Here is a 22,692-nt window from a genome sequence, read left to right as displayed (position 1 = left end):
GCCGCGCGGTCAACGGGCCGGCAGCCGCACCCCGGGAACGCCACCCATGCCACCAGCATCACCCGCCGTCCCCCACCCGGCACCCGGCGCGCCCCGGCCGACCCTGGAGCGGCCCTCCGCCCGGGCCCGAGCCGCAGTCGAGCGGCGCATCGGGCCGAGCTGACACGGTTGTGCACAGGACGCGGGCCGGATCGTCCCGCTCGAGTACCTCGGTGCCCCGGCCGACGCCCTGAAGTCCGAAGGGCGGACCGGGGAAGGGCCGGGGGCCCGGGAACGCAGGCGTGAGTCTCGACCAGTCGAAGGCCTGCCGACCGGGAGGCTGTGGAGAAGGAGTTCCATTGGTGAAGATCGTTCTGATATCCGGCAGCACGCGCGGCGACTCGGTGAACACCGCTGTCCTGGCCACCGTGCGCCACATCCTCGAGGGCCTGCCCGGAGAGCACGAGAGCGTGCTGCTCCCCGTCGGCGAACTGCCCTTCTACGAGGCCGAACTGGAGGCCGCCGACGGCTCGGCCGTCGTCCGCGCGGCCAAGGAGCTGGTCACCGGCGCGGACGCGCTGTTCATCAGCACCCCCTCCTACAACGGCGAGATGCCCGGCGCGCTCAAGAACGCCCTGGACTGGCTGTCCCGGGCGCAGGGCGAGCGTCCGAGCCCGCTGACCGGCAAGGTGACCGCGGTGACCAGCGCCTCTCCCGGAGTGCGCGGCGCCCTCGACGCCCAGACCGGCCTGATCGGCGTACTCGGCCGCTGCGGCGCGCGGGTCGTCGAGCACGAGCCGGTCGCCGTCGCCCGCGCGGGCGCGCTGGCCGTCGAGGACGGCCGCTACACCGACCCGGAGCTCGTGGCCCGGCTGGAGAGCCTGACCCGCTCCCTGCTCGCCGGGGTCGCCGAGGCCGGCGAACGCGCCGGGGTGCTCGTCTGATGGCGGCCGGCACGCCGGGACTGCTCCGGATCATGAAGGAGGACCTGGACGTGGTCATCGCCCGCGACCCGTCCATGCGCAACCGCCGCGAGGCGCTGCTGCACGCGGCCCTGCCCGCGCTGTGGGCCCACCGGGTCGCGCACCGGCTGCACCTGCGCGGACTGCGGATGATCGCCCGGCTCATCGCCTGGAAGGCCCGCCGCAGCACGTCCGTGGAGATCCACCCCGGTGCGGTGCTCGGCCGGCGGGTGTTCATCGACCACGGCGCCGCCGTGGTGATCGGCGAGACCGCGGTCGTCGGGGACGACGTGACCATCTACCACCAGGTGACCCTGGGAGCGGTCGGCTGGTGGAGCGACAACAACCGGCCCGAGGGGGACCGCCGTCACCCCGTGGTGGGCGCCCACGTCGTGCTCGGCACGAACGCGACCGTACTGGGGCCGGTCACCATCGGCGAGCACGCCGTCATCGGGGCCCAGGCCCTGGTGAACAAGGACGTGCCCGCGGGCGCCCGGGTGCTCGCCGCCACCGCCGTGATCAAGCCGGTCGGCGAACGGCCGCAGCCCATGGAGGACCTGTACGCCGTGACGGCCTCGGCCGGCTCCTGGTAGCCCCGAGCCCGCCGCTCCACCTGCTCCACCCGCTCCACCCGCTTCACCCCTGACGAACCTCCCCCCACGAAGGCTGCACCGGAGTACGGCTCGCTGTACGACCACCGGCAGGCAGCCGTACGTACGACCTGACTTGCGAGGAACCACACGTGGAAAGCCGTGACACCCGCCGCATCGCCGACAGCATCGCGGACCTGGTCGGCTCGACCCCGCTGATCCGCCTGCGCTTCGACGACAGCGCCCCGGGCGCCGAGGTGCTGGCCAAGCTGGAGTCCGCCAACCCGATGTCCAGCAGCAAGGACCGGGCCGCCCTGTACATGCTGCGGGCCGCCGAGCAGCGCGGCGACCTCACCCCCGGCAGCGGCACCGTCATCGAGGCGACCTCCGGCAACACCGGCATCTCGCTGGCCGCCTTCTCCGCGGCCCGCGGCTACCGCTGCGTCATCGTGCTGCCCGACAGCGCCACCGCCGAGCGGGTCGCCCTCCTCAAGGCGCTGGGAGCGGAGGTCGTGCAGACCCCGCGCGACGCGGGCTACCCCGGGGCGATCGCCAAGGCCGCGGAACTGCACGCCGCGACCCCCGGCTCCTGGTTCCCCTGCCAGCACGAGAACGCCGACAACGTGCGCGCCCACTACGAGACCACCGGGCCCGAGATCTGGGCCGACACGGCCGGCCAGGTCGACGTCCTGGTCTGCGGGGTGGGCACGGGCGGGACGCTCAGCGGCGTCGCGAAGTACCTCAAGGAGCAGAACCCGGAGATCCGCGTCATCGCGGTCGAGCCGGAGAACTCCCCGGTGCTCTCCCAGGGCGTCGGCGGCCTGCACCGCATCCCCGGCCTCAACGGCGGATTCGTCGCCGCGACCACCGACGTCTCCCTGATCGACCACGTCGTGACCGTCTCGGACGAGGACGCCATGGCCACCGCCCGTACGCTCGCCCGCAGCCAGGGCGTCTTCGTCGGGGTCTCCTCCGGCGCCGTCGCCCACGCCTGCGCCCGGCTCGCCGCGCACCCGGACTACATCGGCGCCTCCATCGTCACGATCCTGCCCGACACCGGCGAGCGTTACCTCAGCCTCTACAGCGAGGACGGCCCCGCCACCACCGCCACGACGGCGACCACGGCGACCACCGCCGCGGCCGCCCCCGGCGTCCGGCCCGTGCAGCAGCCGGCCGCCGCGCTCAGCACCAAGTCCTGACCCACCTCCGCCCCGGCGTTCCCGCTCCGTCCCCCACCTCGCAAAGGAACCCGACATGACGGTGACCACCACCGCCCGCCACACCGGGCCCGAGGGGGCCGGGGCGTGAACTTCCGTCAGCTGCACCCGAACATCAAGCTGAGGCTCGGCATCGGATTCGTCCAGCGGATGCTCGGCATCATGCTGATGCCGCTGATGGTCATCCACCTCGCCACGCTGTACGGCGCGGCCGCGGCCGGCGTACTGACCATGGTCGTGGCCGCCGCGGGCATCGGGAGCAACTTCGTCGGCGGCCACCTCGCCGACGTCTACGGCCGCAAGCCGCTGATGGTCGCCGGCGAGGTGGGGGCGACCCTCACCTTCGGACTGCTCGCCCTGGCCAACTCGCCCTGGTGGCAGTCGGGAGCGGCGACCTTCGTCCTCTTCCTCCTCAACACCTGCCTCGCGAGCGCGGCCGGCCCCGCCGCCGAGGCGATGATGATCGACGTCTCCACCCCCGAGAACCGGCAGCTCGTCTACACGGTCAACTACTGGTCGATCAACATGGCGTTCACCGTCGGCGCCCTGATCGGCGGTTTCTTCTACGGGGACCACTTCGCCCTGCTGCTGACCGCCGCGGCCGCCCTGTCCCTGGCGACCGCCCTGGTCACCTGGTGGCGGATCGCCGAGAGCGCCCCGGAGTCGGCCAAGGAGCAGGCCTCCGGCATCCCGGCCATGATCCGCGGCTACCTCGCCGTCTCCCGGGACCGGGTCTTCCTGCGGCTGGTGGGCGCCGCGATCCTCACCCGGGCCATCGAGGTGCAGATCGGCTACTACATCGCCGTCCGGCTCGCGGACGAGTTCCCCGAGCAGGCCCTGGCCGGCCTGGAACACTGGTTCCCCGCCGTGGACGGCGTCGCCATGCTCGGCATCCTGCGGGCGGTCAACACCGCCCTGGTCGTCGGCTTCGCACTCTTCACCGGCAGCCTGCTGCGCCGGCTGTCCGACCGGGTCCGGCTCTACGCGGGCATCGCCGTCTTCACCGCCGGCCACATGGTCCTCGCCGTCAGCAACAGCGGCTGGATCCTGATCGCCGCCGCCGTCGTGTTCACCCTCGGGGAGATCGCGAACGTCCCGGTCAAACAGGCCATCCTGGCCGACCTGGTGGACCCGGCCGCCCGCACCAAGTACCTCGCCGCCTACGGCCTGGTACCCCGCATCGGCCTGCTCATCGGCTCCCTGTGCGTGACCGTGGGAGCCTTCCTCTCCCCGGTCGGCATGAGCCTCCTCTACGGCGCCTGCGGCCTCGGCGCCATCCTCGTCTACCGCTCCCTGCTGCCGCTGCGCGAGTCCCGCCGCGCCGCCGCGGAGCCGGCCATCACACCGGCCGCCACGCCGGCCCAGAACGGAGCCACGTCATGACCCGCCCCCGCAGCACCGGCCGACTCCTGATGGTGATGCCGTACGAGCAGCTCGTGCGCAAGGCCGTCGAAGCCGGCTTCCAGGTCTGGTCGATCTGGGACCCGGCGCTCCGCAAGGCCGACTACCTCGACATGGTCGCGGCGCACTCGGAGGAACTGGCCCTGGTCGACTTCCAGGACGAGGCCGCGCTGCGCTCCCTGATCACCCGCATGGCCCGTGAGCACTCCGTCCAGCACGTCCTGCACCTGGGCAGCGAGGCCACCATGGCCCCGGTCCTCGCCGAAGCCGAGGCCCTCGGACTGTCCCCGAACAGCGCGCAGTCCGTCCGGCTGCTCAACGACAAGAACGCGATGCGCGGCCTGCTCAACGCCAGCGGCGTCTCCGTGGTCCGCGCCCGGCAGGCCGCGAGCCTCGCCGAAGTGGAGCCGCTGCTCACCGAATTCGGCCTGCCGGCCGTGGTCAAGCCCACCAACTCGGCCGGCAGCCGCGGGGTCGCGCTGGTCCGCACCCCCGACGACCTCGCGGAGTGGACCGCCCGGGTCAAGTCCGGGGGCTTCGAAGGCCCCTTCATCGTCGAGGACTTCCTCGAGGGCCCGGAGTTCAGCGTCGAGACCCTGACCGCCCACGGCACCCACCAGATCGTCGGGATCACCGCGAAGCAGACCAGCGGCCCGCCCGGATTCGTCGAGACCGGGCACATCCACCCGGCCCCCCTCGACCCCGCCGACGCCGACGCGATCCGCGACACCGTCACCGCCCTGCTCGACCTCGCCGGATACACCTTCGGCCCCGCGCACACCGAGGTCATCCTCACCCCGGCCGGACCGCGCATCGTGGAGTCCCAGGCCCGCCTCGGCGGCGACCGGATCCCGCTGCTCGTACAGGTCGCCACCGGCTACGACCTGGAGGCCGCCGTCTTCCGGGCCCTGGCCGGCGAGGACGTCACCGCCCCCGCACCCCACCGCTACGCCTCCATCGGCTTCTTCCGGCTCCCCGCCGGACGTCTGGAGTCCGTCGAGGGCCTCGACGAGCTGCGCGCCCTCGACCACGTACACGCCCTGCACTTCCCGTACGGGCCGGGCGACGTCCTCCCGCTCACCACCGACTCCGGCAGCCGCCACGGTTACGCCCTCGTCGACGCCCCCACCCCCGCCGAAGCCGCCGGACGGATCGCGGCGGCCCACACCGCACTGCGCACCACGACCACCCCCACCCCGAAGGAAGCACTGCGATGACCGCCCCGACCGCGCCCGCCCCGGACCGCACCCTCCTGCTCGTCGGCGCCACGGACCAGCACCTCGAACGCGCCAAGGCCCTGGGCGTCCGCGTCGTGCTGCTCCAGCACCCCGACAAGATCAACGCCTACCAGACCGGGCTCGCCGACGCCCTCCTGATGGTCGACTACACCGACTGGGACACCGTACGGCCGCTCGCCGAGGCCTCCCGCGAGGTCTGGGGCTTCGACACGGTCGTCTCCCTCACCGAGGCCGGCCTGGACATGGCCGCCCGCCTGAACGCCCACTTCGGCTTCCGGGGCACCGGCCCCGAGGCCAGTCGGCGCATGCGCAACAAGTACCTGATGCGGCAGCACCTCACCGAGCAGGGCAAGCTGTCGATCCACTGGGACCGGGTAAGCGACCGCGCGTCCCTGGACGCCTTCGCCGCCCGCGCGGGCTACCCCTTCATCATCAAGCCCACCGACGCCACCGCCAGCTTCGGCCTGATCCGGGTCGGCGGCGCCGACGAGCTGGACACGACCTGGCAGCGCATCGAGGAACTGCGCGGCCGGCGCAGCGACCGCGGCTCGACCCTCTACCAGGTCCGCGAGTTCCTGATGGAGTCCTACCTCGACGGCCCCGAGTTCAGCGTGGAGGCCTTCAGCTTCGCCGGCCGCCACGTGGTGATCGCCGTGACCGAGAAGCTCGTCGACGACACCCACTTCGCGGAGCTCGGCCACGCCCTGCCCGCCCGCCTGGCGCCGGACGCGCACGCCCGGGTCACGGCCGCGGTCGCGGACTTCCTCGACACGATGGGCGTCACCGACGGCCCCAGCCACACCGAGCTGCGCCTGGGCTCCCGCGGCCCCGTCGTCATCGAGTCCCACAACCGGGTCGGCGGCGGCCACATCAACGAACTGGTCGAGGCCGCCTACGGGATCGACCTCCTCGGCTACGGGGTCGCCTGGCCCCTGGGCCTGGTCGAGGCGCTCCCGGAGCCCCCGAAGGCGCGCGCCGGCGCCTGCACCCGCTTCGTGCTCCGCGACCCCGGCACGGTCACGGCCGTCTCCGGCGTGGCGGAGGTCGCGGCCCGCGCCGACGTGCTCGCCGTGGAGGTCTCCGTACAGCCCGGCGACACGGTGCGCCCGCTGCGGGACAACTGGGACCGCCTCGGCTTCGCCGCCGTGACGGCGGCCGACACCGACGCGGCGATCGCCCTCTGCGAGCGGCTGACCGCGCAGATCCACATCTGCGTGACCCCGGCCGCCGCGCCGGCGGACGCCCAGGACCTGGAGGTCGCGGCGTGACCGCGCTCGTACTGCACCGCTTCCCGCTCGACCCGTTCCCGTACGACCGGTGGCTGGCGGAGCTCGACGGGGGCGTGGTGATGATCGCGGCCCGCGACCGGATCGAGGGCGGCGGGGAGCAGGTCCCGGACGGCCCCGGCGGCTACCGCAGGCTGGAGGTCGTGGACACCTTCGACGACGAGGAACTCCTCGACCGGCTGGCCCTCGAGCTCGCCGAGGAACACCAGGTCACCCATGTCATCGCGCCCCACGAGGCGGACCTGTTCCGGGCGGCCCGGCTCCGGGAGAAGTTCGGCCTGCCCGGGCAGCTGCCCGAAGGGGTGCTGCTCTTCCGGGACAAGGTCCTGATGAAGCAGCGGCTGGAGGCGGCCGGCATCGAGGTCGCCCCGCACGCCCTCCCCGGTACGGCGGACGAGGCGCGGGCCTTCGCGGCGCGGCACGGCCTCCCGCTGGTCTTCAAGGCCCGCGACGGCTTCGGCTCCGTCGGGCTGAGGATCGTGACGACGACGGACGAGCTGGAGCGGCACCTGGCCGAGGCCTTCGCACCCGGCGCCGCCCTCCGCGAGGACCTCCTGCTGGAGGCGTACGTCCCGGGCCGGATGTGCCACGTGGACGGCGTGGTCGTGGGCGGCCGTACGGTGATGGCCTGGCCCTCCCAGTACCAGTACGACCTGTCCTCCTTCCAGGCCGACCCCGGCGCCCGGGTGGACCTCACCCTGGACCCCTCGGACCCGCTGACCCCGCGTCTGCTGGCGCTGGCGGAGGAGGCGCTCGGCGCCCTGGACGGCCCGGACGACTACGCCTTCCACGCGGAGGTCTTCCACACCCCCGACGACCGCCTCGTCGTCTGCGAGGTCGCGTCCCGGCCCGCCGGCGCGCGCATCCGCGAGGTGCTGACCGCCGTCTTCGGCGTGCACCCGGTCGAGCTGGCGTCGCGGGCGTACACGGGACTGCGGCTGCCGGCCCTGGCGAGGCTGGGGGAGGGCGCCCGGCTGGCACCGGTCCGCATGGCGGGCCAGGTGCTGATGATGAAGCGGCCCGGAACCGTACGCGGCATCCCGGTCACCCCGGAGGAGCCGTGGGTGGAGTTCTACGGGGTCTTCGCGGAACCGGGCGAGGTGCTCTCCGAGGCGGCACTCTCCTCGGACTTCCTCGCGGCGGCCGTCCTGTCGGCGCCGAACCGGGAGGAGTGCGAACGGCGCCTGCGCGCCCTGGGCGCCCGCTTCGAGACGGAGATCGTGATCGACTGACCCGTCACCCGTCACCCGGCACCGGCACCTGTACCCCCGTCAGCCCCCGGATCCGGAGAGGAAGGCCCGCAGCCTCCCGTGCTGCCGCTGCGGAATCCCGGCCGGGACGGCGCCGGAGTACGAGGCGATCACCCCGCCGGTACGGACGAGCGTGACGGGCACGGTCTCGTTCATCGGGATGTCCGGCACGGTCCAGTCGAAGGACACCGCGTCGTCCCCGGCCGCCGGCGCGGGCCGCTCGCCGACACGGATGCGGGCGTCCTGGTCGCCGTAGGACAGGGTGTACACGAGGAACGTGCCGCACAGCGGCACCGCCTTCTTGAGCGAGTCCATCACCGCCGACGCCTCCTCGACGGTGTAACTCGACAGCGCCACGGAGTGGAACTTCGCGAAGTCGGCCTTCTCGCGCCGGCCGGAGGTGTCCCCGCGCCGCGACACGTCGGCGAGGACCCTCGCCGTCGGCCGGTGCCGCAGCCCGTGGTCGATTTCGAAGTCGACCAGGGCGCGGCACTCCTCGGGGCTTCCCGGAGCGAGTTCGCTGCCCGTGCGGGCGGGGGAGGGCGGGGCATCCGCCGCGCGGGGCCTGACGGTGTAGCCCGGGAAGGCCTTCTCCGCCGGCAGTACGGACATCAGCTCGGCCTCGCTCAGCGGCTCGGCGCGGCGCACCCCGGGCCGCCCCTCGGACTCGCACGCCGTGGTGGCCGCCACGCAGACAGCCAGCGTGACGACCGCCGCCACGGCACGCGGACGACGCGGCATCATCGGCAACTCCCCCCATCGGTTTTCGGACCGCCAGTGTGCCGTATAGTTGTTCTCGAGCTCGCGGCCGTGAATCACGATGGCGGGCCCGGCGTTGGTGGTCCAAGGAAAGACACCCCACTTCCCGTGGGGGAATGCAGGTGCAAGGCCTGCCCAGCGCTCGATCGAAGGCCCCGGCCTCCTCACGGAGACCGGGGCCTTCCGCGTTCCCCGGCTCCTCAGTCGAGCAGCCGCCACGCGGTGAGGGCGAGCCTGGCCCGTATCAGTCCGGTGGGCTCGGTGAGTTCGATGCCCAGGGTCCTGGCGAGCTGCTCGAGCCGACGGGCGACGCTGCTGTGGTGCAGGTGGAGGAGGTCGGCGGCCCGGCGCAGGGAGCCGGTGGCGCAGTAGGCGTCCAGAGTCTCCAGATCCTCCGGGCTGCCGGCGATCCGGGCGATCGCGGCCACGTCGGCATTGCCGCGCGAGACCTCCTGGGGTATCTCGGCCAGCAGCGCCAACGCCCCCAGCTCCTCGTGGTGGACGACCGGCCGGCGCGCGGTGGTGAAGCGCAGGGCGGTGCGGGCCTCCCGCCAGGACCGGTCGGGGCTTTCGGCCGCGCCGATGCCCGCGCGCACGCCGGCCGGAAAGCGGGCCGGGTCCACGGCGGTGGCCAGGATGACGCCCACATCGGCGAGCGTCGCCGCCTTCACCGGGCCTCCCGGGCACGCCAGGCCGCCGATCCCGTCGAGCGCGAGCGGCGACCGCACGGCGACGACGCGGACCGGCAGGCCGGCGGCGAATCCCAGCAGCCGCAACGCCCGGGCCCTGGCGGCCTCGTCGGTGCCGGGGCTGACGGCGAGTTCGACGAGGGCCGGGTCGGCCATGGTGGTGCGGGCCGGACCGTACTTCTCGACGACCGCCCCGGCGGCGAGGGCGAGCCGGTCCAGCACCACGTCGTCGAGCGGGACGACCGGACCGGGCCGCTCCAGCCACACGGTGCCGATCTCCTCCTCGTCGAGCGTGATCGCCACGCTGGCGGACGCGGAGGCCGGCGGAGCGGACGCCTCCCTGCCGTCGGGCGAGACGCGGATCGTCCAACCGGTGCCGTGGAGCCGGATCCCGGCCACGCACTCGGCCAGGCCCGCCGAGGCCCGGGCGAGCGCCGGGAGGTCCACCCGCCGCCGCATCAGGGTGTCGTAGAACGCGACGATGCGCATCGCGCCGTCGACGTACGGATCCAGTCCCGACAGCCGTACGGCCAGTGCTTCCATGGCAGAAGGATAGGAGGACAGGGGTGCGCCGAGCGGCGCGTGAACGGGGCGGGATGCGCGACGGATGGCGGATGACCCCCCGGCAGGCGGCCATGAGGATGGTCGTCATGGATCCCGAACTCGAACCCTTCATCCCGTTCCTCCCGCAGATCGACATGAACGACCCGGTCGCCGCACGGAAGGACTTCGCCCAGCTCGCCGCCGGTGCACCGGCACCGGACACCTCGCACATGGAGGTCGAGGACCGTACGGTCCCCGCCGACCCGGACGTGCCGGTACGCGTCTACCGCCCGCAGGGCGCACAGAGCGCACAGGGCGCCATCGTCTGGCTGCACGGCGGCGGAGGCGTCTTCGGCGACCTGGACACCGAACACCCCTGGGCCACCCGGATCGCCGAAGGTTCCGGCGCGGTGGTGGTCTCGGTGGGCTACCGCCTGGCACCCGAACACCCCTTCCCCGCCGCCCTGGACGACGCCTACGCCGCCCTGACCTGGACGGCCGGGCACGCGGCCGAACTCGGCATCGACCCGGAGCGGATCGCGGTCGGCGGTCACAGCGCCGGCGCGAACCTCGCGGCCGGGGTGGCCCTGCGGGCGCGGGACGAGCAGGGGCCGGCGATCCGCTTCCAGCTGCTCAACCAGCCGGGACTGGACGACCGCCAGGAGACGTGGTCGGCGCGGAACTTCACCGACACGCCCTGGTTCGACCGCGCCAAGCTCGCCGCGGCGTGGCGGCACTACCTGGGCTCCCGGCCCGCCACACCGTACGCCGCCCCCGCCCGGGCCACCGACCTGTCCGGCCTGCCCGCGGCGTACATCGCCACCGCGGAGTTCTGCCCGAACCGCGACGAGGGCATCGAGTACGCGCTGAGCCTGATGCGGGCGGGCGTGGGGGTCGAACTCCACCAGTGGCCCGGCGTCTTCCACGGATCGCAGGCGATCCTCTCCGCCGCGGTCTCGCAGCGGCAGAACGCCGAACTCTTCGCGGCCCTGCGCCGCGCCCTCGCCGAATGAGCGGTTCCCCCGTCGTACTCACCCATCAGGAAGGACAGATGTTCCGATGAAGATCCGACTGTTGATATGCGCGAGTGTGGCCGTGCTCGGCGTGTGCGCGACCACGGTCGCGGCGGCCGCTCCCGCGCCCCGGGGGACGGACGGCGCTCCGGCCGGCCTCGACCGCGCGGCGCTGAAGTCCGCGCTGGACGGTGTCCACCGCGCGGGAGTGCCCGGGGTGTACGCCGAGGTGCGTGATGCCGGACGGACCTGGAGCGGCGCTTCCGGGGTCGCCGATGTCACGACCGGACGTCCCGTCACGCCCGACATGCGCCAGCGCGTCGGCAGCATCACCAAGACCTTCACCGCCGTCGCCGTCATGCAGCAGGTGGAGCAGGGCCGGATCAGTCTCGACGCGCCGATCGGCGATTATCTTCCGCAGCTGGTGCCGGGAGAGCGCGGCAGGAAGATCACGGTGCGGATGCTGCTCAACAACACCAGCGGCATCCCCGATTACGTCCGCTACGCCTTCCCGTCCCTCCAGACGCCCTCGTCCGAGAGCCTGGACGACAACCGGTTCAGGCGGTTCCGCCCGGCCGAGCTGATCGAGCTGGGGCTGGGCGCCCCGCCCACCGGTGAGCCGGGAGGCCCCACGGGGGTGTACTCCAACACCAATTACCTGCTCCTCGGCCAGCTCCTGGAGCAGGTGACCGGTACCCCGGCCGAGGAGTACATCACCCGCAACGTCATCACGCGCGCCGGGCTCCGGCACACGGAGTTCCCGACCGGGCCGCGCATCAAGGGACCGCACTCGCGGATGTACGAGGCCCTGTGGGGCGGGATCGACCCGGCGCGCGACTACAGCGTCTACGACATGTCCTGGACGGGGACCGGGGCCGCTCTGGTGTCGACCATGGACGATCTCAACCGCTTCTACGCCAAGCTGCTCGACGGCAGGATCGTCAGCCGGTCGTCGCTGGCGGAGATGCAGCGCACGGTCCCGGTCATCGCCCTGGACGGATCGACGATCCAGTACGGCCTCGGTCTCCACAAGGTCGACACGGGCTGCGGCACCTTCTGGGGCCACAACGGCACGGTCTGGGGGGCCGGAACGATTTCCCTGACCCGGGAGGACGGCAAGCGCCAGATGTCCGTCGCGGTCAACCTCCAGAGGTGGAACACGCCGGACTCCTCGGGGACCCCGCAGCCCCACCCCATCGACGCCGCCCTGGAGACGCTGTACGGGCAGGCGATGTGCGACACCGGAGCCGCCCGGCCGGAAACCGCCTCACCGGGACACTGAGGCTCCCGACCGCGGCCCGGTTCACGAGGTCAGCTCCGTCAGGTCCACCAGCACCTCGGAGACCAGGACCGGGTCGAGGTCGCCGAACCTCAGCGGGTACGTACGGGACTGCCAGTGGTCGCCGGGCATGCTGTCGAGCCAGATCGTCTCCAGCTTCTGGTCCGGGAACTCGGCGATCATCCCGACGGCGATCCCCTCGTCCAGGGCGATCACCAGATGGCACTCCGGTCCCAGCCGACGGGAGAACCACCGCTCCACGCCCGCGTCCTGGGGCTCGCCCCGCTCCCAGCCGCGCTGTTGCAGGGCGAGCAGCCTGCCGACGGGCACCGTGACGCCCTCGAAGCGGGTCAGCCGCGCACCGCCCGCCTCCTCCTCGGTCACGGCCATCACCGACCGGCCGAGCTGTGGGAACGGCTGCACGATCTCGTGGCCGGCGAACAGCTCGGTCCAGGCCGCCAGAGCGTCCTGGAGGTGCAGCGGGTGGGCCAGGGTGACGCGCGCGTCGTCCGCCACCTCCACCGCCGCGCCCTTCACGTCGGCGTAGGTACGGTCCTCCGCGACGCGGAAGGCGGTCACCGCGTCCCCGTCCCGCGCCAGCCACACGAGCCGCCGCACCAGGTGCCACACCAGCGGATGCGTGACGAACAGCTCCCGGAACTCGGCGCCCGTCCAGGACCGCCCCGCCACCATCGCGGCCTCCAGCCGCCGTACCTGGCCGGAGGCGATCGTCCGCACGTCCTTCTTCAGCGCGGCGAACCGCTTGCGCTCGGCGGGCGCCAGCTCCGCGTCGTCGCGGGCACCCGGCTTCGGCAGGTCCCGCAGCCGCCGGCCGCCCTCGTCCAGCACGAACGGCCTCAGCAGCTCGTCGAAGCCGACCGTGAACCGGCGCGTCCCGTAGTCGAGGACCGTGCTGCCGGCCGCGTCCAGGCCGAGGTCCGGCACCAGGCGGTCCGACAGCTGCTCGTCGGTCAGCCCCAGTTCGGCCGCGACGGCGGCGATCTTCTCCTGCGCGCGCAGCTTGAGCGCCTTGAACTTCACCCGCTGCGCTATCCCGTGCAGGTGCAGCAGCGCCACATCGCTGCCGATGGACGCGAGGACCTCCAGGCCGTCGACCGCACGCTGGTGCGCGCCCTCGCCGGGCCAGGCCCGGATCACCGGGGTGAGCGCCCGTACGGTCTCGTCGTCACCGAACCGGCCGAGCGCGTGCAGCGCCCACGCCTCCCTGGGCGACATGCCGGCGAGCTGCCACTCCGTGAACAGGGCCCACACGAAGGCCGTCAGGGACTCCCGCGTGCACAGCTCGCGCAGCTGCTCCAGCCCCGGGTACTCCGAGGAGGGCGTGGACAGCGCGAGCATGGTGAGGACGTGCCCCACCGCCGGGGGAGGCAGCGCTCCGCCGGACTTCAGCAGGATCTGCGGGAGCACCTGCGGAACGGCCCATTGCCCCACCTTCGGCATCCGGGCGGGGAGCGCGGCGACCAGCGGGTCCACGCTCAGCAGCTGCTCGATCGCCTCGGCGGCCTCAGGGCCGAATCCCGCCGCGGCCCCCCGCACCACCTCCGCCCCGTGCGCCGAGGCGACCACCGACAGGGCCCGCTCGGCGGCGGTCCGCTCCGGCCCGAGCGCGCCCAGCGCGTCGGGGACGAGCAGCCGGGCGGCGTCGGCCCCGTGCCGCACGAACCAGGAACGGGCCGTCTCACCCGCGACCTTGAGCCGCACCAGCCACTCGGCCATCAGCCGTGCCACGTCCGCGTCGAGGAACGGCCGCAGGACCGGCGCCATCGTGGTCGGGTGGCCGCTCGCCATGCGCATGGCCACCGGCAGCGCCGCCACCTCGTGGCGGGCGACCAGGGGCTTGAACAACGCCGGCCCGTCGTAGGCGTGGCCCGGCCCCGTCCAGCCGGGGAGCAGCGGCCGGACGTCCTCGACGGGACCGTGGGTGAACACCCCGACCGCGTGCCACTTGTCGAGCCGGCCCGTGCGGAGCTTCTGGACGAGCTGTTCCATCGGAGCGTAGGGCTGCCACGCGCTCACCCAGGACTGGGTCTTGGCCCAGGCCTCCCGCTCGCCCGCCTGCCAGACGACGCGCGTCACGGGTTCGGCGACGAGCCCACTGACCACGCGCGGCTTGACGACCGTACGCTTCCTCGTCCAGGGCGGGCTGGTCAGCAGCGGCGGCAGCGCCTGCGCAGGGGCCTCCTCGACCAGGCCGTACCGATGGGCGAGGGGCGCGACGGCCTCGGCGAGCGGCCCCGGCAGACCGGGCAGGGCGGCGAGCGCCAGGTCCCGGTGGGCGGCGACATGGGCCTGGAGCAGCTGCCCGGCCATCGTCGCTCCCCGGCCCGAACCGAGCGAGGCCCGCGCCAGCATGCGCAGGGCGCGCTGCGGGCACCGGTGCGCCGCGGCGACCAGGGGGGCACGGACGTGCTTGTCCTGGACGCGGTCGAGCAGGAAGCCGAAGGCTTCGTCGCAGGGCAGTGCGCCGAGGGCGCCTGCCAGCGCCTTGGTCTCATCGGTGTCGATGTTCCGCTGGTTCAGTTCACCGGCCAGCAGGGGCGCCATCGCCGTACCGACGCCCTCGGCCACGGTGGCGATGACGGAGGCGTTCCAGGCGCGCCAGCCGAGTTCCACCCGGCCGCCGAACAGCCCGACCTGGCCGGCGGATCCCAGGGAGCAGAGCAGCAGCTCCCGTACGAGGTGCTCCTCGTGTTCGCGGGCCGCGGGATCCGCGCAGCACTCGTCCACCCACCGCTGTTCCGAGGGGACGAGGAAGGCGGTGGCGACGCGCCGGCGCGGGCTCTGCCGGTGACGGGCCAGCGCCTCGACCGCGGCCCGGTACGTCTCCTCGTCGGCCACGGAGAGCAGGGCCCGCAGGCGATGGAGGATGAACTGGGCGCCGTGCCGGCTCCAGCCGTTGCCGCTCTGCTCGGGACGGGTCTCGACCCCGTCAAGGTGGCTCTTGCGGTTGACCGAGGACCACGTGGCCCGCAGTTCCAGCGCCTCGACCGCGGCGCAGGCCGCGAAGGGCAGCCCGTACAGGCCGGCCCAGGCGTCCGCCGTCACCGGGTACCGCCCCTCGCGCGGGGTCACCAGGGCCGCCAGCACGGCGGCGCCCAGCGGGCTCGGACTGCCGCCCTGATGGGCCCGCGCGGCCCGGGTCAGCTCCGGGCCGGTCTTCGCGGAGCCGAGCACCCGCTCGATCGCCTCGGCGTCGGCCTCGAGCCACTGGCGCAGCTTCTCCTGCGCCTCCGTGTCGAGGCCGGGCACGGTCCGGGGCACGCCGCCGCGGCGGGGATGCAGATTCCGCTTCCAGGCCGTGGGAAGGATGAAGAGGTCCTCGTCCACGGGGTCGGCCGCCGCCGGTACCTCCGCGCCGACTGACGAACCCCCACCGACCTGCTCCCAGCGCCGCACGCTGCCTCCCCTTGTCCGCTCGTCCGCTTGACCGCGTGATCCGTTGACCGAACCGTAAACGGCCCCACTGACAACCGGCCGTGGAGGGCGGCCCCGGACATGCCGACGGGCCGGCCGTGGGAGTTCGTGCGGACTCCCACGGCCAGCCCGTTCAACTGCGGTGACCCAGAGGTCAGCTGCCGGCGGAGAGGTTGCCGGAGAGGACCGGGATGTTGCTCAGGATGTGCGAGAGCGGCTCGTCGCCCTTGGCCTGGGTGGAGTTCTCGGTGCACTGCTGGTTCTGCGGGTTGGACAGGACGTTGATGTCCTGGACACCGATGTTGGCGACGAGGGCGAACAGCGACTGGGCGTTGACCTTGGCCGGCAGGCCGATGCAGGGCTTGTTGAGGGTGCCCTGGATCACGCTGAGCTGGGGGCTCATGGCGCCGGTGGTCTTCTGGTTGCCGTAGATCTGCTGGGCGTTGTTGCCGTTGACGGTGTTGATCCCGTTGTCGTTGCCGATGGCCATGGCCGGGGCGGCGACGGCGGCACCCGCGCCGACGGCGGCGGCGGTGGCTGCTGCGGTGACCATCATCTTCTTCAGCATTCTCGAACGTTCCTTCGCTGTAGCCGAACACAATCCCCTGATCGGGGAAGTCGTGGTGGTAACGGCCGTGCGGCCGGTGACGTGGCGGTGCGTCACCCGAACGGCAGCATGCGAGCGCCACACCGGCACCCGCGCGTCGTTGAAGGGGCGCCCCTCGGCGAGCCCGACCAGGGGTCCCCCCTCGACGAGCCCGACCGGAGCCGCCCATGACCTCTGTCGCCCTGATCCGGCGGGCGACGGCCGTGCCCCCCACCCTCGGGGTGCCGCTGGCCGCGACCGGATGCGCGCTGCCGCTGTACGCCCTGTGGGCGGCCTTCCTGGCGACCGGCGGAGGCGACCTCGCGGCCCAGACGGCATGGGCGGCCTTCGCCGCCGCCCACCCAGGCTCCGCCTACAACCTTGCCTGGCACGGCGGACTGCACACCGCCGCCTACAGCCTCATCTCCCCCTACGCCATGGCGGTGTTCGGCGTGGTGCCCGTCACCGTGGCGAGCGGGCTGACGGCCACCTGGCTGGCCGGCCTGCTGTGCGTACGCAGCGGTGTCCGGGCGCCCGAAAGGCCCGCGCTGGCGGCGGCCCTCACGCTGTGGTGCCAGGTGGCCTCGGGGCGCACGACCTTCGTCCTGGGCGTCGTGTTCGCGCTCGCGGCGATCCTGGGGACCCTTCCCAGCCGGCCCGGCCGGCCCCGCGCCCCCGGCGCCGCCACCGCGCTCTGCGCCGCCTGCGCGGCGATGGCCAGCCCCGTCGCCGGACTCTTCCTCGCCGTCATCGGAGCCGGACTCCTGCCGGCGGTCCGGCGCCGGGGTGCGGCGGCCGCCGCGCTGATGCTGCCACCCGGTGCCGTACTCGCCCTGACGGCCTGGCTGTTCCCCTTCCGGGGCGAACAGCCCATGCCCTTCGAGCGGATCTGGACCCCGCTGCTGATGTCCCTGGCCGTCGTGGCCGCGGCACCCCGCACCTGGCGGTGGGTACGGCACACCGCCGGGCTGTACGCGGCCGCCGTGGTCCTCACGTACGCCGTCCCCTCGCCCATGGGCACGAACGTCGAGCGCCTCGCCGACCTCGCGGCGCCCGCCCTCCTGCTCGCCGCCGCCGCGACGGCGACCGGCCGCCGGCGCCGGGCCCTGGCCGGGGCCTGCCTCGCCCTCTGCCTGGTCTGGCTGGCCGGCAACACCACCGCCCACCTCGGGGACACCGTCCGGGTCCCCCCGTGGGCCGCGGACACGGACGGGGTCCTCGCCGCCCTCGGCCGCCTGGGCGCCGACCGCACCAGGGTGGAGGCGGTGATGGCGCGCAGCCACCGCGAGGCAGCCGTCCTCGCCCCGTACGTCCCCCTCGCGCGCGGCTGGAACCGGCAGGCGGACGTGGAACGCGGCCGCCTGTTCTACGGGGGCTTCACCCCCCGGGCCTACCGCGCCTGGCTCGACCGCTGGGCCGTGGGCTTCGTGGTCGTCCACGACGGTCCGCCCGACGCCGCCTCCGAGGACGAACACGCCCTGGTCACCGGCGGTCCCGCATACCTGGAACCCGTCTGGCGGGACCGGAACTGGCGGATCTACCGCGTCCGGGACGCCGTCCCCCTGGTGGACCCGCCGGCCACCGTACGCAGGGCGGACGGCGCCGGGATCGTCGTCCGCATGCCGCGGCCCGCCACGGTGACCGTCAGGATCGTCGACTCGCCCTGGCTCTCCGCGGACACCGGATGCCTGGAGCCGATGCGCGAGGACGGCTTCGCCCGGCTGACCACCCGGGAGCCGGGCGACGTCACGATCAGCTCCGCCTACCTCTCCGAAGGCCGCCGATGCGCCCCCTGAACACGCTTCCCGCCCGCCTCGCCCTGATCTGCGTACGCCGGCACGTGCTCGTGCTGCTCCTGTGGCTGCTGCTCCTGGCCGCCGGCCTCGCCGCCGCAGGCCCGGTGATGGACGGCCTGGACCGGCGGCCCTGGAGCGTGGCCGCGCACGAGTCGGTGCGCGGCAACCGGCTGCTGGACGGGGTCCGTCCGTACGGAGGCCAGATCGACGCGGTGGTCTCCGGCCCCCCGGTGGCCGCTCCGGCCTTCCGGCGGGAGCTGGCCGCCGCCCGCCGCGACCTTGCCGCGATTCCCGGCGTACGCGCCGTCACCCCCCTCACCGAAGGCGCGTTCGCCGCCGACCGGCGGGCCGCCCTCCTCTCCGTCCGGCTCGGCCGCTCCCTGCCCGAACCGGCCCGCCGGCGCTGCGAACGGGCCGTGGAATCCCGGCTGCGCGCCCTGCACCGGGCCCTGCCCGGCGTCACGGTGACGCTCGGCGGCAGCGACCGCGCCCGGGCGGCGGTGGCGCAGCGGACCCTGGCCGACACCCGGCGCGCCGAAATGATCACCCTGCCCTTGACCCTGGTGGTGGTGTACCTCCTGTTCGGCGGCCTCGTGGCGGCCGCGGTGCCCCTGGTCGCCGCCGTCGCCACGGTCGGCACCGCGATGCTCTGGCTCCTGCTGCTGTCGCGCTGGTACGACCTCACCTCCCCGGTGCTGTCCACGACCACGATGGTCGGGCTGGGCCTGGCCGTGGACTACTCGCTGCTGACCGTCGGCCGCTTCCGGGAGGAACTCGCCGCAAGCCACGACGTCGAGCGGGCGGTGGTGCGGACCATGAGCAGCGCGGGGCGCTCGGTACTGTTCGCCGCGCTGGTCATCGCCGCGGCGCTCAGCGGGCTGGCCGCCTTCCCCAGCGACTTCTACGCCTCCGTGGGCCTGGCCGCCGCGGGCACCGTCCTGCTGTCGCTGGCCGCCGCGGTCACCCTGACCCCGGCCCTGCTCGCGGCGTGCGGGAAGCGGATCGGAGCACGCGGCTGCCGGGAGACCGACGAGGGCGTGTTCGCCGCACTGGCCCGCTGGACCCGCCGCCGGGCCCCGGCCGTCGCCCTCGGCGTCGGGGTCCTGCTGCTCGCCGCCGCCGCGCCCTTCCTGCGGGTCCACCTCGTCAGCCCGGTCGGCGAACTCCAGCTGCCGCCGGGCACCGAGGCCCGCCGCTTCGCCGACCTGGTCACCGAGAGGTTCCCCCAGCAGCGGCCCGACGCCGTCGTGGTCGTGGCCCGCACCGACCCGTCCCGGCTGGCGGCCTGGGCGGAGCGCTCCGCGCCCGGCCCGGAGACGGAGCGGGTCGAACCGGCCTCGGCCGCCGGGCACTCGATCGCCGTCGTCCGCATCGTGCCGGTGCCCGACGACGGCCCGGACACCGCCGACCGGCTGGTGCGACGGCTCCGGGCGGAGCGCCCGGCGGGCTTCCCCGTCTGGGTGACCGGCCGGGCCGCCCTCGACGCAGACTTCCGGGCCGAGGTCCTCGAGTACGCGCCGCGCGCCGCCGCCCTGATCGCCCTGACCAGCTACGTCCTGCTGCTGGCGATGACCCGCTCGCTGCTGCTGCCGCTCAAGGCGATCGTGATGAACACCCTGTCCCTGGGCGCGTCGTTCGGCGCCCTCGTCATGGTGTTCCAGGACGGATGGTGCGCCCGCACCCTCGGCGTGCACACCCTGGGCGGCCTGGGCTACTGGCTGCCCGTGGTCGTCTTCGCCCTGGCCTTCGGCCTGTCCATGGACTACGAGGTGTTCCTGCTCTCCCGCATCCAGGAGCTGTACCGGCGCGGCGGCGACAACGACCTCGCCGTCGAGGCCGGCGTGCAGCGGTCCGCCCGGATCATCAGCTCCTCGGCGCTGCTGATGTGCATCGTCTTCGCCGGCTTCGCGACGGGCGAGGTGCTGGTGATGAAACAGCTCGCGACGGCGCTGACCCTCGTCGTCCTCGTCGACGCCACCCTGGTGCGCTGCCTCCTGGTCCCGGCCACCATGACCCTGCTGGGCAAGGCCAACTGGTGGTGCCCCCGCCTGCCGCGCCGTTCACCGGCGCCGCCGGAGCAGCCCCGTCCGAGCCGGAGCTGGGCCTCGTGATCGGCCCGGCCGGGCGAGGGCGGCCAGCGACAGCAGCAGGCCGCCGGCCGCCGCGGCGAGCGCCGGGCCCGGCCCCCACAGCGTCCAGGCCGCCCCGAACAGCAGGGAGCCCGCCAGCCGGGCCAGGGCCTGGGCCGTCTGGAGCACCGCGAGCCCGGTGGTGCGCAGTCCGTCGGGGAGCAGCGGCCCGGCCGCGGCCATCAGGACGCCGTCGGTGGCCGCGTAGAACACGCCGAGCGCCACCAGGACCCCGGACACCAGCAGCCAGGGCGGCGCCGGAGCCAGGAGCAGCAGGCACGCGCCGAGCAGCGGGAGGTGCCCGGCGAGGAACACCCGCCGCCGGCCCAGCCGGTCGGCGAGCCGGCCCGCCGGCAGCGCCGCCAGCAGGAACACCGCCGCCGTCCCGACGGGCAGCAGCGGGAAGTACGCGGCCGACAGGTCGAGCCGGCGCTGGAGCAGCAGGTAGAAGAAGGCGTCGCCGACGGTGAACACCCCCAGCAGGGCCGCGGTCGCGCACAGCCGCGACAGACCGGGGATCCGTACGAGGGCACGTACGGGCGGCAGCGGCTCCCGGGCGGCGGCGGGCGCCGGGGCCTCCCGGACGAACAGCACCAGCAGGACCACCCCCAGCACCGCCACGCAGGCACTCACGGTGAACACGGCCTCGTACCCGTCCACCACCACCCACAGCACTCCGAACGCGGCCACCGGCCCCAGCAGCGCGCCCGTCGTGTCCAGGGCGCGGTGCACCCCGAAGGCGCGGCCCTGCTGCCCGGGCGGACAGGACAGCGAGATCAGCGCATCGCGCGGGGCGGTGCGCAGGCCCTTGCCCGCCCGGTCGGCGGCGAGCACCGCCGCCACCGACCAGGGGGTCGTGACGGCGAGCAGCGCCGCCTTGCAGCCCGCGGAGAGCGCGTAGCCGATGCCCGCCACGAGCTTGCGGCGGCGGGTACGGTCCGCGACCCGGCCGCCCGCCAGGCGCAGCAGCGCGGTGGCGCCCTGGTGGAGCCCGTCCAGGGCGCCGAAGGCGAGCGGGGACATCCCGAGTCCGGCCACCAGGTACAGCGGCAGGACGGCGGTGACCATCTCCGCCGAGACATCCGTGACCAGGCTGACCAGGCCGAGCGCGAACACCGTGCCGGGGACGGCCCGCAGCGGGCCCTTCGGGGCGGGGGTGGCCGGGGGGTTCCCGGCCCGGTCCGCGGCGCGGCCGGCCGACAGGTACACGGATGCCTCCCCTAGAACCAGTTGACGGTGAGCGGGAACCCGGCGGTGACGGTGGCGCCCGTGGCGTCGGTCGCGGTCGCGGTGACCTGGATCGTGCCGCTCGCCCAGGGCTTTCCGCTGATCCGTCCGGTGCCGGCGTCGATGCTCAGCCCCCAGGGCAGGCCGGTGGCCGCGTACCGGACGGGCGACTTGCCGCCGGTGGCGCTGAGCTGGATGGTGCACGACTGGTTGAACTTGCAGGTCTGCGGCCCCGGGTCGGCCAGCTTCAGATCACCCTGCGGAGGAGTGGAGGTGGGCGTCGGGGTCGGGGTGGGAGTCGGTGTCGGGGTGGGAGTGGGGGTCGGGGTCGGGGTGGGCGTGGTGGATCCGGCGAACACCTCCGTGATCGGCTGGACGTTGGCGGCGTTGCCCGCGTGCGTGGCCGTGCCGAAGAGGTCCTCGAAGGTCCGCAGCAGGTGGTGGTGGTTGAACGCGGCCGGGTACGTGCCCGTCTTGACGTTCGCCCCGTAGAAGACGGTGGCGATCTGGTTCGACCCCAGGTAGTTGTCCTCGTCCCAGGTCAGCACCAGCAGACTGTTGTTGGCCTTCGCCCACTGCGCGTAGGCGTCGATGTTGTTCTTCGTCCAGGTGTCACCCGTGCCGACCGAGCACGAGTGCATGTCGTTGCACTGGTTGGGGACGACGAAGGACAGGTCCGGCAGGGCCGCGAAGTTGTTCTGCGGGAACTGCGCCCAGGTCTTCCCGGTGTTCAGCGGCACGTTCTTGAAGGCGAACCACGGGTTGTGCTTCTGCGCGTACTGGCCGTTCGTGCAGGCCGTGGAACCCTCGCTCGGCAGGTCCTCGTTGTACGTGGCGAAGGTCTTGCCGGCCGCGATCAGCTCCTGCCCGAGGTTCGCCGCCGTCATCGACTGCGGCGTATAGCAGCCGTCGCCGGTGATGCCCTGGGTGGAGCCGGAGAAGAGGTTGAAGTAGTTCGGCTGGCTCGGGTGGGTCAGCGCCTTCATACCGGTCAGGCTCGCGCCGCCGCCCGCCAGCTGGTTGATGTACGGGGCGTTCGCGCTGCCGATGATCTCCCCGTACTGCTTGTTCTCGTACACGACGACCACCACGTGGTCGTACGCCGGCAGCGCCGCCGACGCGGCCTGGACGGCGGAACCGCTCTCGGCGGCCTGGGAGTTGGCGACGGTGAAGGCGCCCAGCAGGCCGAGCGCGCTGAAGGCACCCAGCGCGGCCACGGTCACGGACCGCCGGGCGGCCCCGCGTCTCGTGCGGGGTGTCGGTGAGGGAAGGGGCATCGTGGTGTTCCTCCTCGTTGGGGGTGAGCCGGGTGG

Annotated in this window: 17 protein-coding genes; 11 read left to right on the top strand and 6 right to left on the bottom strand. The window is 73.7% G+C overall.

Annotation, left to right across the window (positions count from 1 at the left end):
• Window positions 1–341 precede the first annotated feature (341 nt).
• The 7 genes from OOK34_RS29340 to OOK34_RS29310 all read left to right on the top strand — a co-directional run bounded on the left by OOK34_RS29340 (window position 342) and on the right by OOK34_RS29310 (window position 7,905).
• Window positions 342–923 carry an NADPH-dependent FMN reductase gene (locus OOK34_RS29340; protein WP_267037183.1) on the top strand — a complete coding sequence of 194 codons (582 nt, stop codon included), beginning with the start codon at window positions 342–344 and terminating at the stop codon, window positions 921–923.
• Window positions 923–1,534, top strand: a complete 612-nt coding sequence (epsC, locus tag OOK34_RS29335) for a serine O-acetyltransferase EpsC (RefSeq protein ID WP_267037182.1) — start codon at window positions 923–925, stop codon at window positions 1,532–1,534. Before OOK34_RS29340 ends, epsC begins: the two co-directional genes overlap by 1 nt.
• A gap of 149 nt (window positions 1,535–1,683) precedes the next feature.
• Window positions 1,684–2,730 carry a PLP-dependent cysteine synthase family protein gene (locus tag OOK34_RS29330; RefSeq protein ID WP_267037181.1) on the top strand — a complete coding sequence of 349 codons (1,047 nt, stop codon included), beginning with the start codon at window positions 1,684–1,686 and terminating at the stop codon, window positions 2,728–2,730.
• Window positions 2,731–2,835: 105 nt separating this feature from the next.
• Window positions 2,836–4,131: an MFS transporter gene (locus OOK34_RS29325; protein WP_267037180.1), complete on the top strand. Its 1,296-nt coding sequence runs from the start codon at window positions 2,836–2,838 to the stop codon at window positions 4,129–4,131.
• Window positions 4,128–5,366, top strand: coding sequence for an ATP-grasp domain-containing protein (locus OOK34_RS29320; protein WP_267037179.1), 1,239 nt, complete (start codon window positions 4,128–4,130; stop codon window positions 5,364–5,366). Before OOK34_RS29325 ends, OOK34_RS29320 begins: the two co-directional genes overlap by 4 nt.
• Entirely contained in the window at window positions 5,363–6,655 is a 1,293-nt protein-coding gene (locus tag OOK34_RS29315; RefSeq protein ID WP_267037178.1) for an ATP-grasp domain-containing protein, read from the top strand. Before OOK34_RS29320 ends, OOK34_RS29315 begins: the two co-directional genes overlap by 4 nt.
• Window positions 6,652–7,905, top strand: a complete 1,254-nt coding sequence (locus OOK34_RS29310; RefSeq protein WP_267037177.1) for an acetyl-CoA carboxylase biotin carboxylase subunit family protein — start codon at window positions 6,652–6,654, stop codon at window positions 7,903–7,905. Before OOK34_RS29315 ends, OOK34_RS29310 begins: the two co-directional genes overlap by 4 nt.
• Window positions 7,906–7,944: 39 nt before the next feature.
• On the opposite strand, the gene OOK34_RS29305 is transcribed toward OOK34_RS29310, so the two are convergent.
• Both OOK34_RS29305 and OOK34_RS29300 read right to left on the bottom strand, forming a co-directional pair.
• Window positions 7,945–8,667, bottom strand: a complete 723-nt coding sequence (locus OOK34_RS29305; protein ID WP_267037176.1) for a hypothetical protein — start codon at window positions 8,665–8,667, stop codon at window positions 7,945–7,947.
• Window positions 8,668–8,882: 215 nt separating this feature from the next.
• Complete coding sequence (locus OOK34_RS29300) at window positions 8,883–9,914, bottom strand: helix-turn-helix domain-containing protein (protein ID WP_267037175.1); 1,032 nt, start codon at window positions 9,912–9,914, stop codon at window positions 8,883–8,885.
• A gap of 107 nt (window positions 9,915–10,021) precedes the next feature.
• Between OOK34_RS29300 and OOK34_RS29295 the strand changes: the two genes are divergently transcribed.
• Window positions 10,022–10,927 (top strand): alpha/beta hydrolase, encoded by a 906-nt coding sequence (locus OOK34_RS29295; protein ID WP_267037545.1) that lies wholly within the window; start codon window positions 10,022–10,024, stop codon window positions 10,925–10,927.
• A gap of 46 nt (window positions 10,928–10,973) precedes the next feature.
• Entirely contained in the window at window positions 10,974–12,209 is a 1,236-nt protein-coding gene (locus OOK34_RS29290; RefSeq protein ID WP_267037174.1) for a serine hydrolase, read from the top strand.
• A gap of 21 nt (window positions 12,210–12,230) precedes the next feature.
• Here the strand turns inward: OOK34_RS29290 and OOK34_RS29285 are convergent, their stop codons facing one another.
• Both OOK34_RS29285 and OOK34_RS29280 read right to left on the bottom strand, forming a co-directional pair.
• Window positions 12,231–15,623 (bottom strand): DUF4132 domain-containing protein, encoded by a 3,393-nt coding sequence (locus OOK34_RS29285; protein WP_267037173.1) that lies wholly within the window; start codon window positions 15,621–15,623, stop codon window positions 12,231–12,233.
• A gap of 172 nt (window positions 15,624–15,795) precedes the next feature.
• Window positions 15,796–16,209, bottom strand: coding sequence for a rodlin (locus OOK34_RS29280; RefSeq protein ID WP_267037172.1), 414 nt, complete (start codon window positions 16,207–16,209; stop codon window positions 15,796–15,798).
• 206 nt (window positions 16,210–16,415) lie between these two features.
• On the opposite strand from OOK34_RS29280, the gene OOK34_RS29275 reads away from it, so the two are divergent.
• Together OOK34_RS29275 and OOK34_RS29270 are read left to right on the top strand one after the other, a co-directional pair.
• On the top strand, window positions 16,416–18,023 hold the full coding sequence (locus OOK34_RS29275) for a hypothetical protein (RefSeq protein ID WP_267037171.1): 1,608 nt from the start codon (window positions 16,416–16,418) through the stop codon (window positions 18,021–18,023).
• Window positions 18,011–20,134: an efflux RND transporter permease subunit gene (locus OOK34_RS29270; RefSeq protein ID WP_267037170.1), complete on the top strand. Its 2,124-nt coding sequence runs from the start codon at window positions 18,011–18,013 to the stop codon at window positions 20,132–20,134. Before OOK34_RS29275 ends, OOK34_RS29270 begins: the two co-directional genes overlap by 13 nt.
• Here OOK34_RS29270 and OOK34_RS29265 read toward each other — a convergent pair.
• Both OOK34_RS29265 and OOK34_RS29260 read right to left on the bottom strand, forming a co-directional pair.
• Window positions 20,084–21,361 carry an MFS transporter gene (locus OOK34_RS29265; RefSeq protein ID WP_267037169.1) on the bottom strand — a complete coding sequence of 426 codons (1,278 nt, stop codon included), beginning with the start codon at window positions 21,359–21,361 and terminating at the stop codon, window positions 20,084–20,086. The genes OOK34_RS29270 and OOK34_RS29265 overlap by 51 nt on opposite strands.
• 11 nt (window positions 21,362–21,372) lie before the next feature.
• The gene (locus OOK34_RS29260) at window positions 21,373–22,656 is read right to left on the bottom strand and encodes an alkaline phosphatase family protein (RefSeq protein WP_267037168.1); all 1,284 of its coding nucleotides are present in this window, start codon (window positions 22,654–22,656) and stop codon (window positions 21,373–21,375) included.
• Window positions 22,657–22,692: the final 36 nt, after the last annotated feature.

Source organism: Streptomyces sp. NBC_00091, from assembly GCF_026343185.1.
In the GTDB taxonomy this organism is placed as follows: domain Bacteria; phylum Actinomycetota; class Actinomycetes; order Streptomycetales; family Streptomycetaceae; genus Streptomyces.
This window is presented reverse-complemented; position numbering and strand designations above follow the sequence as displayed.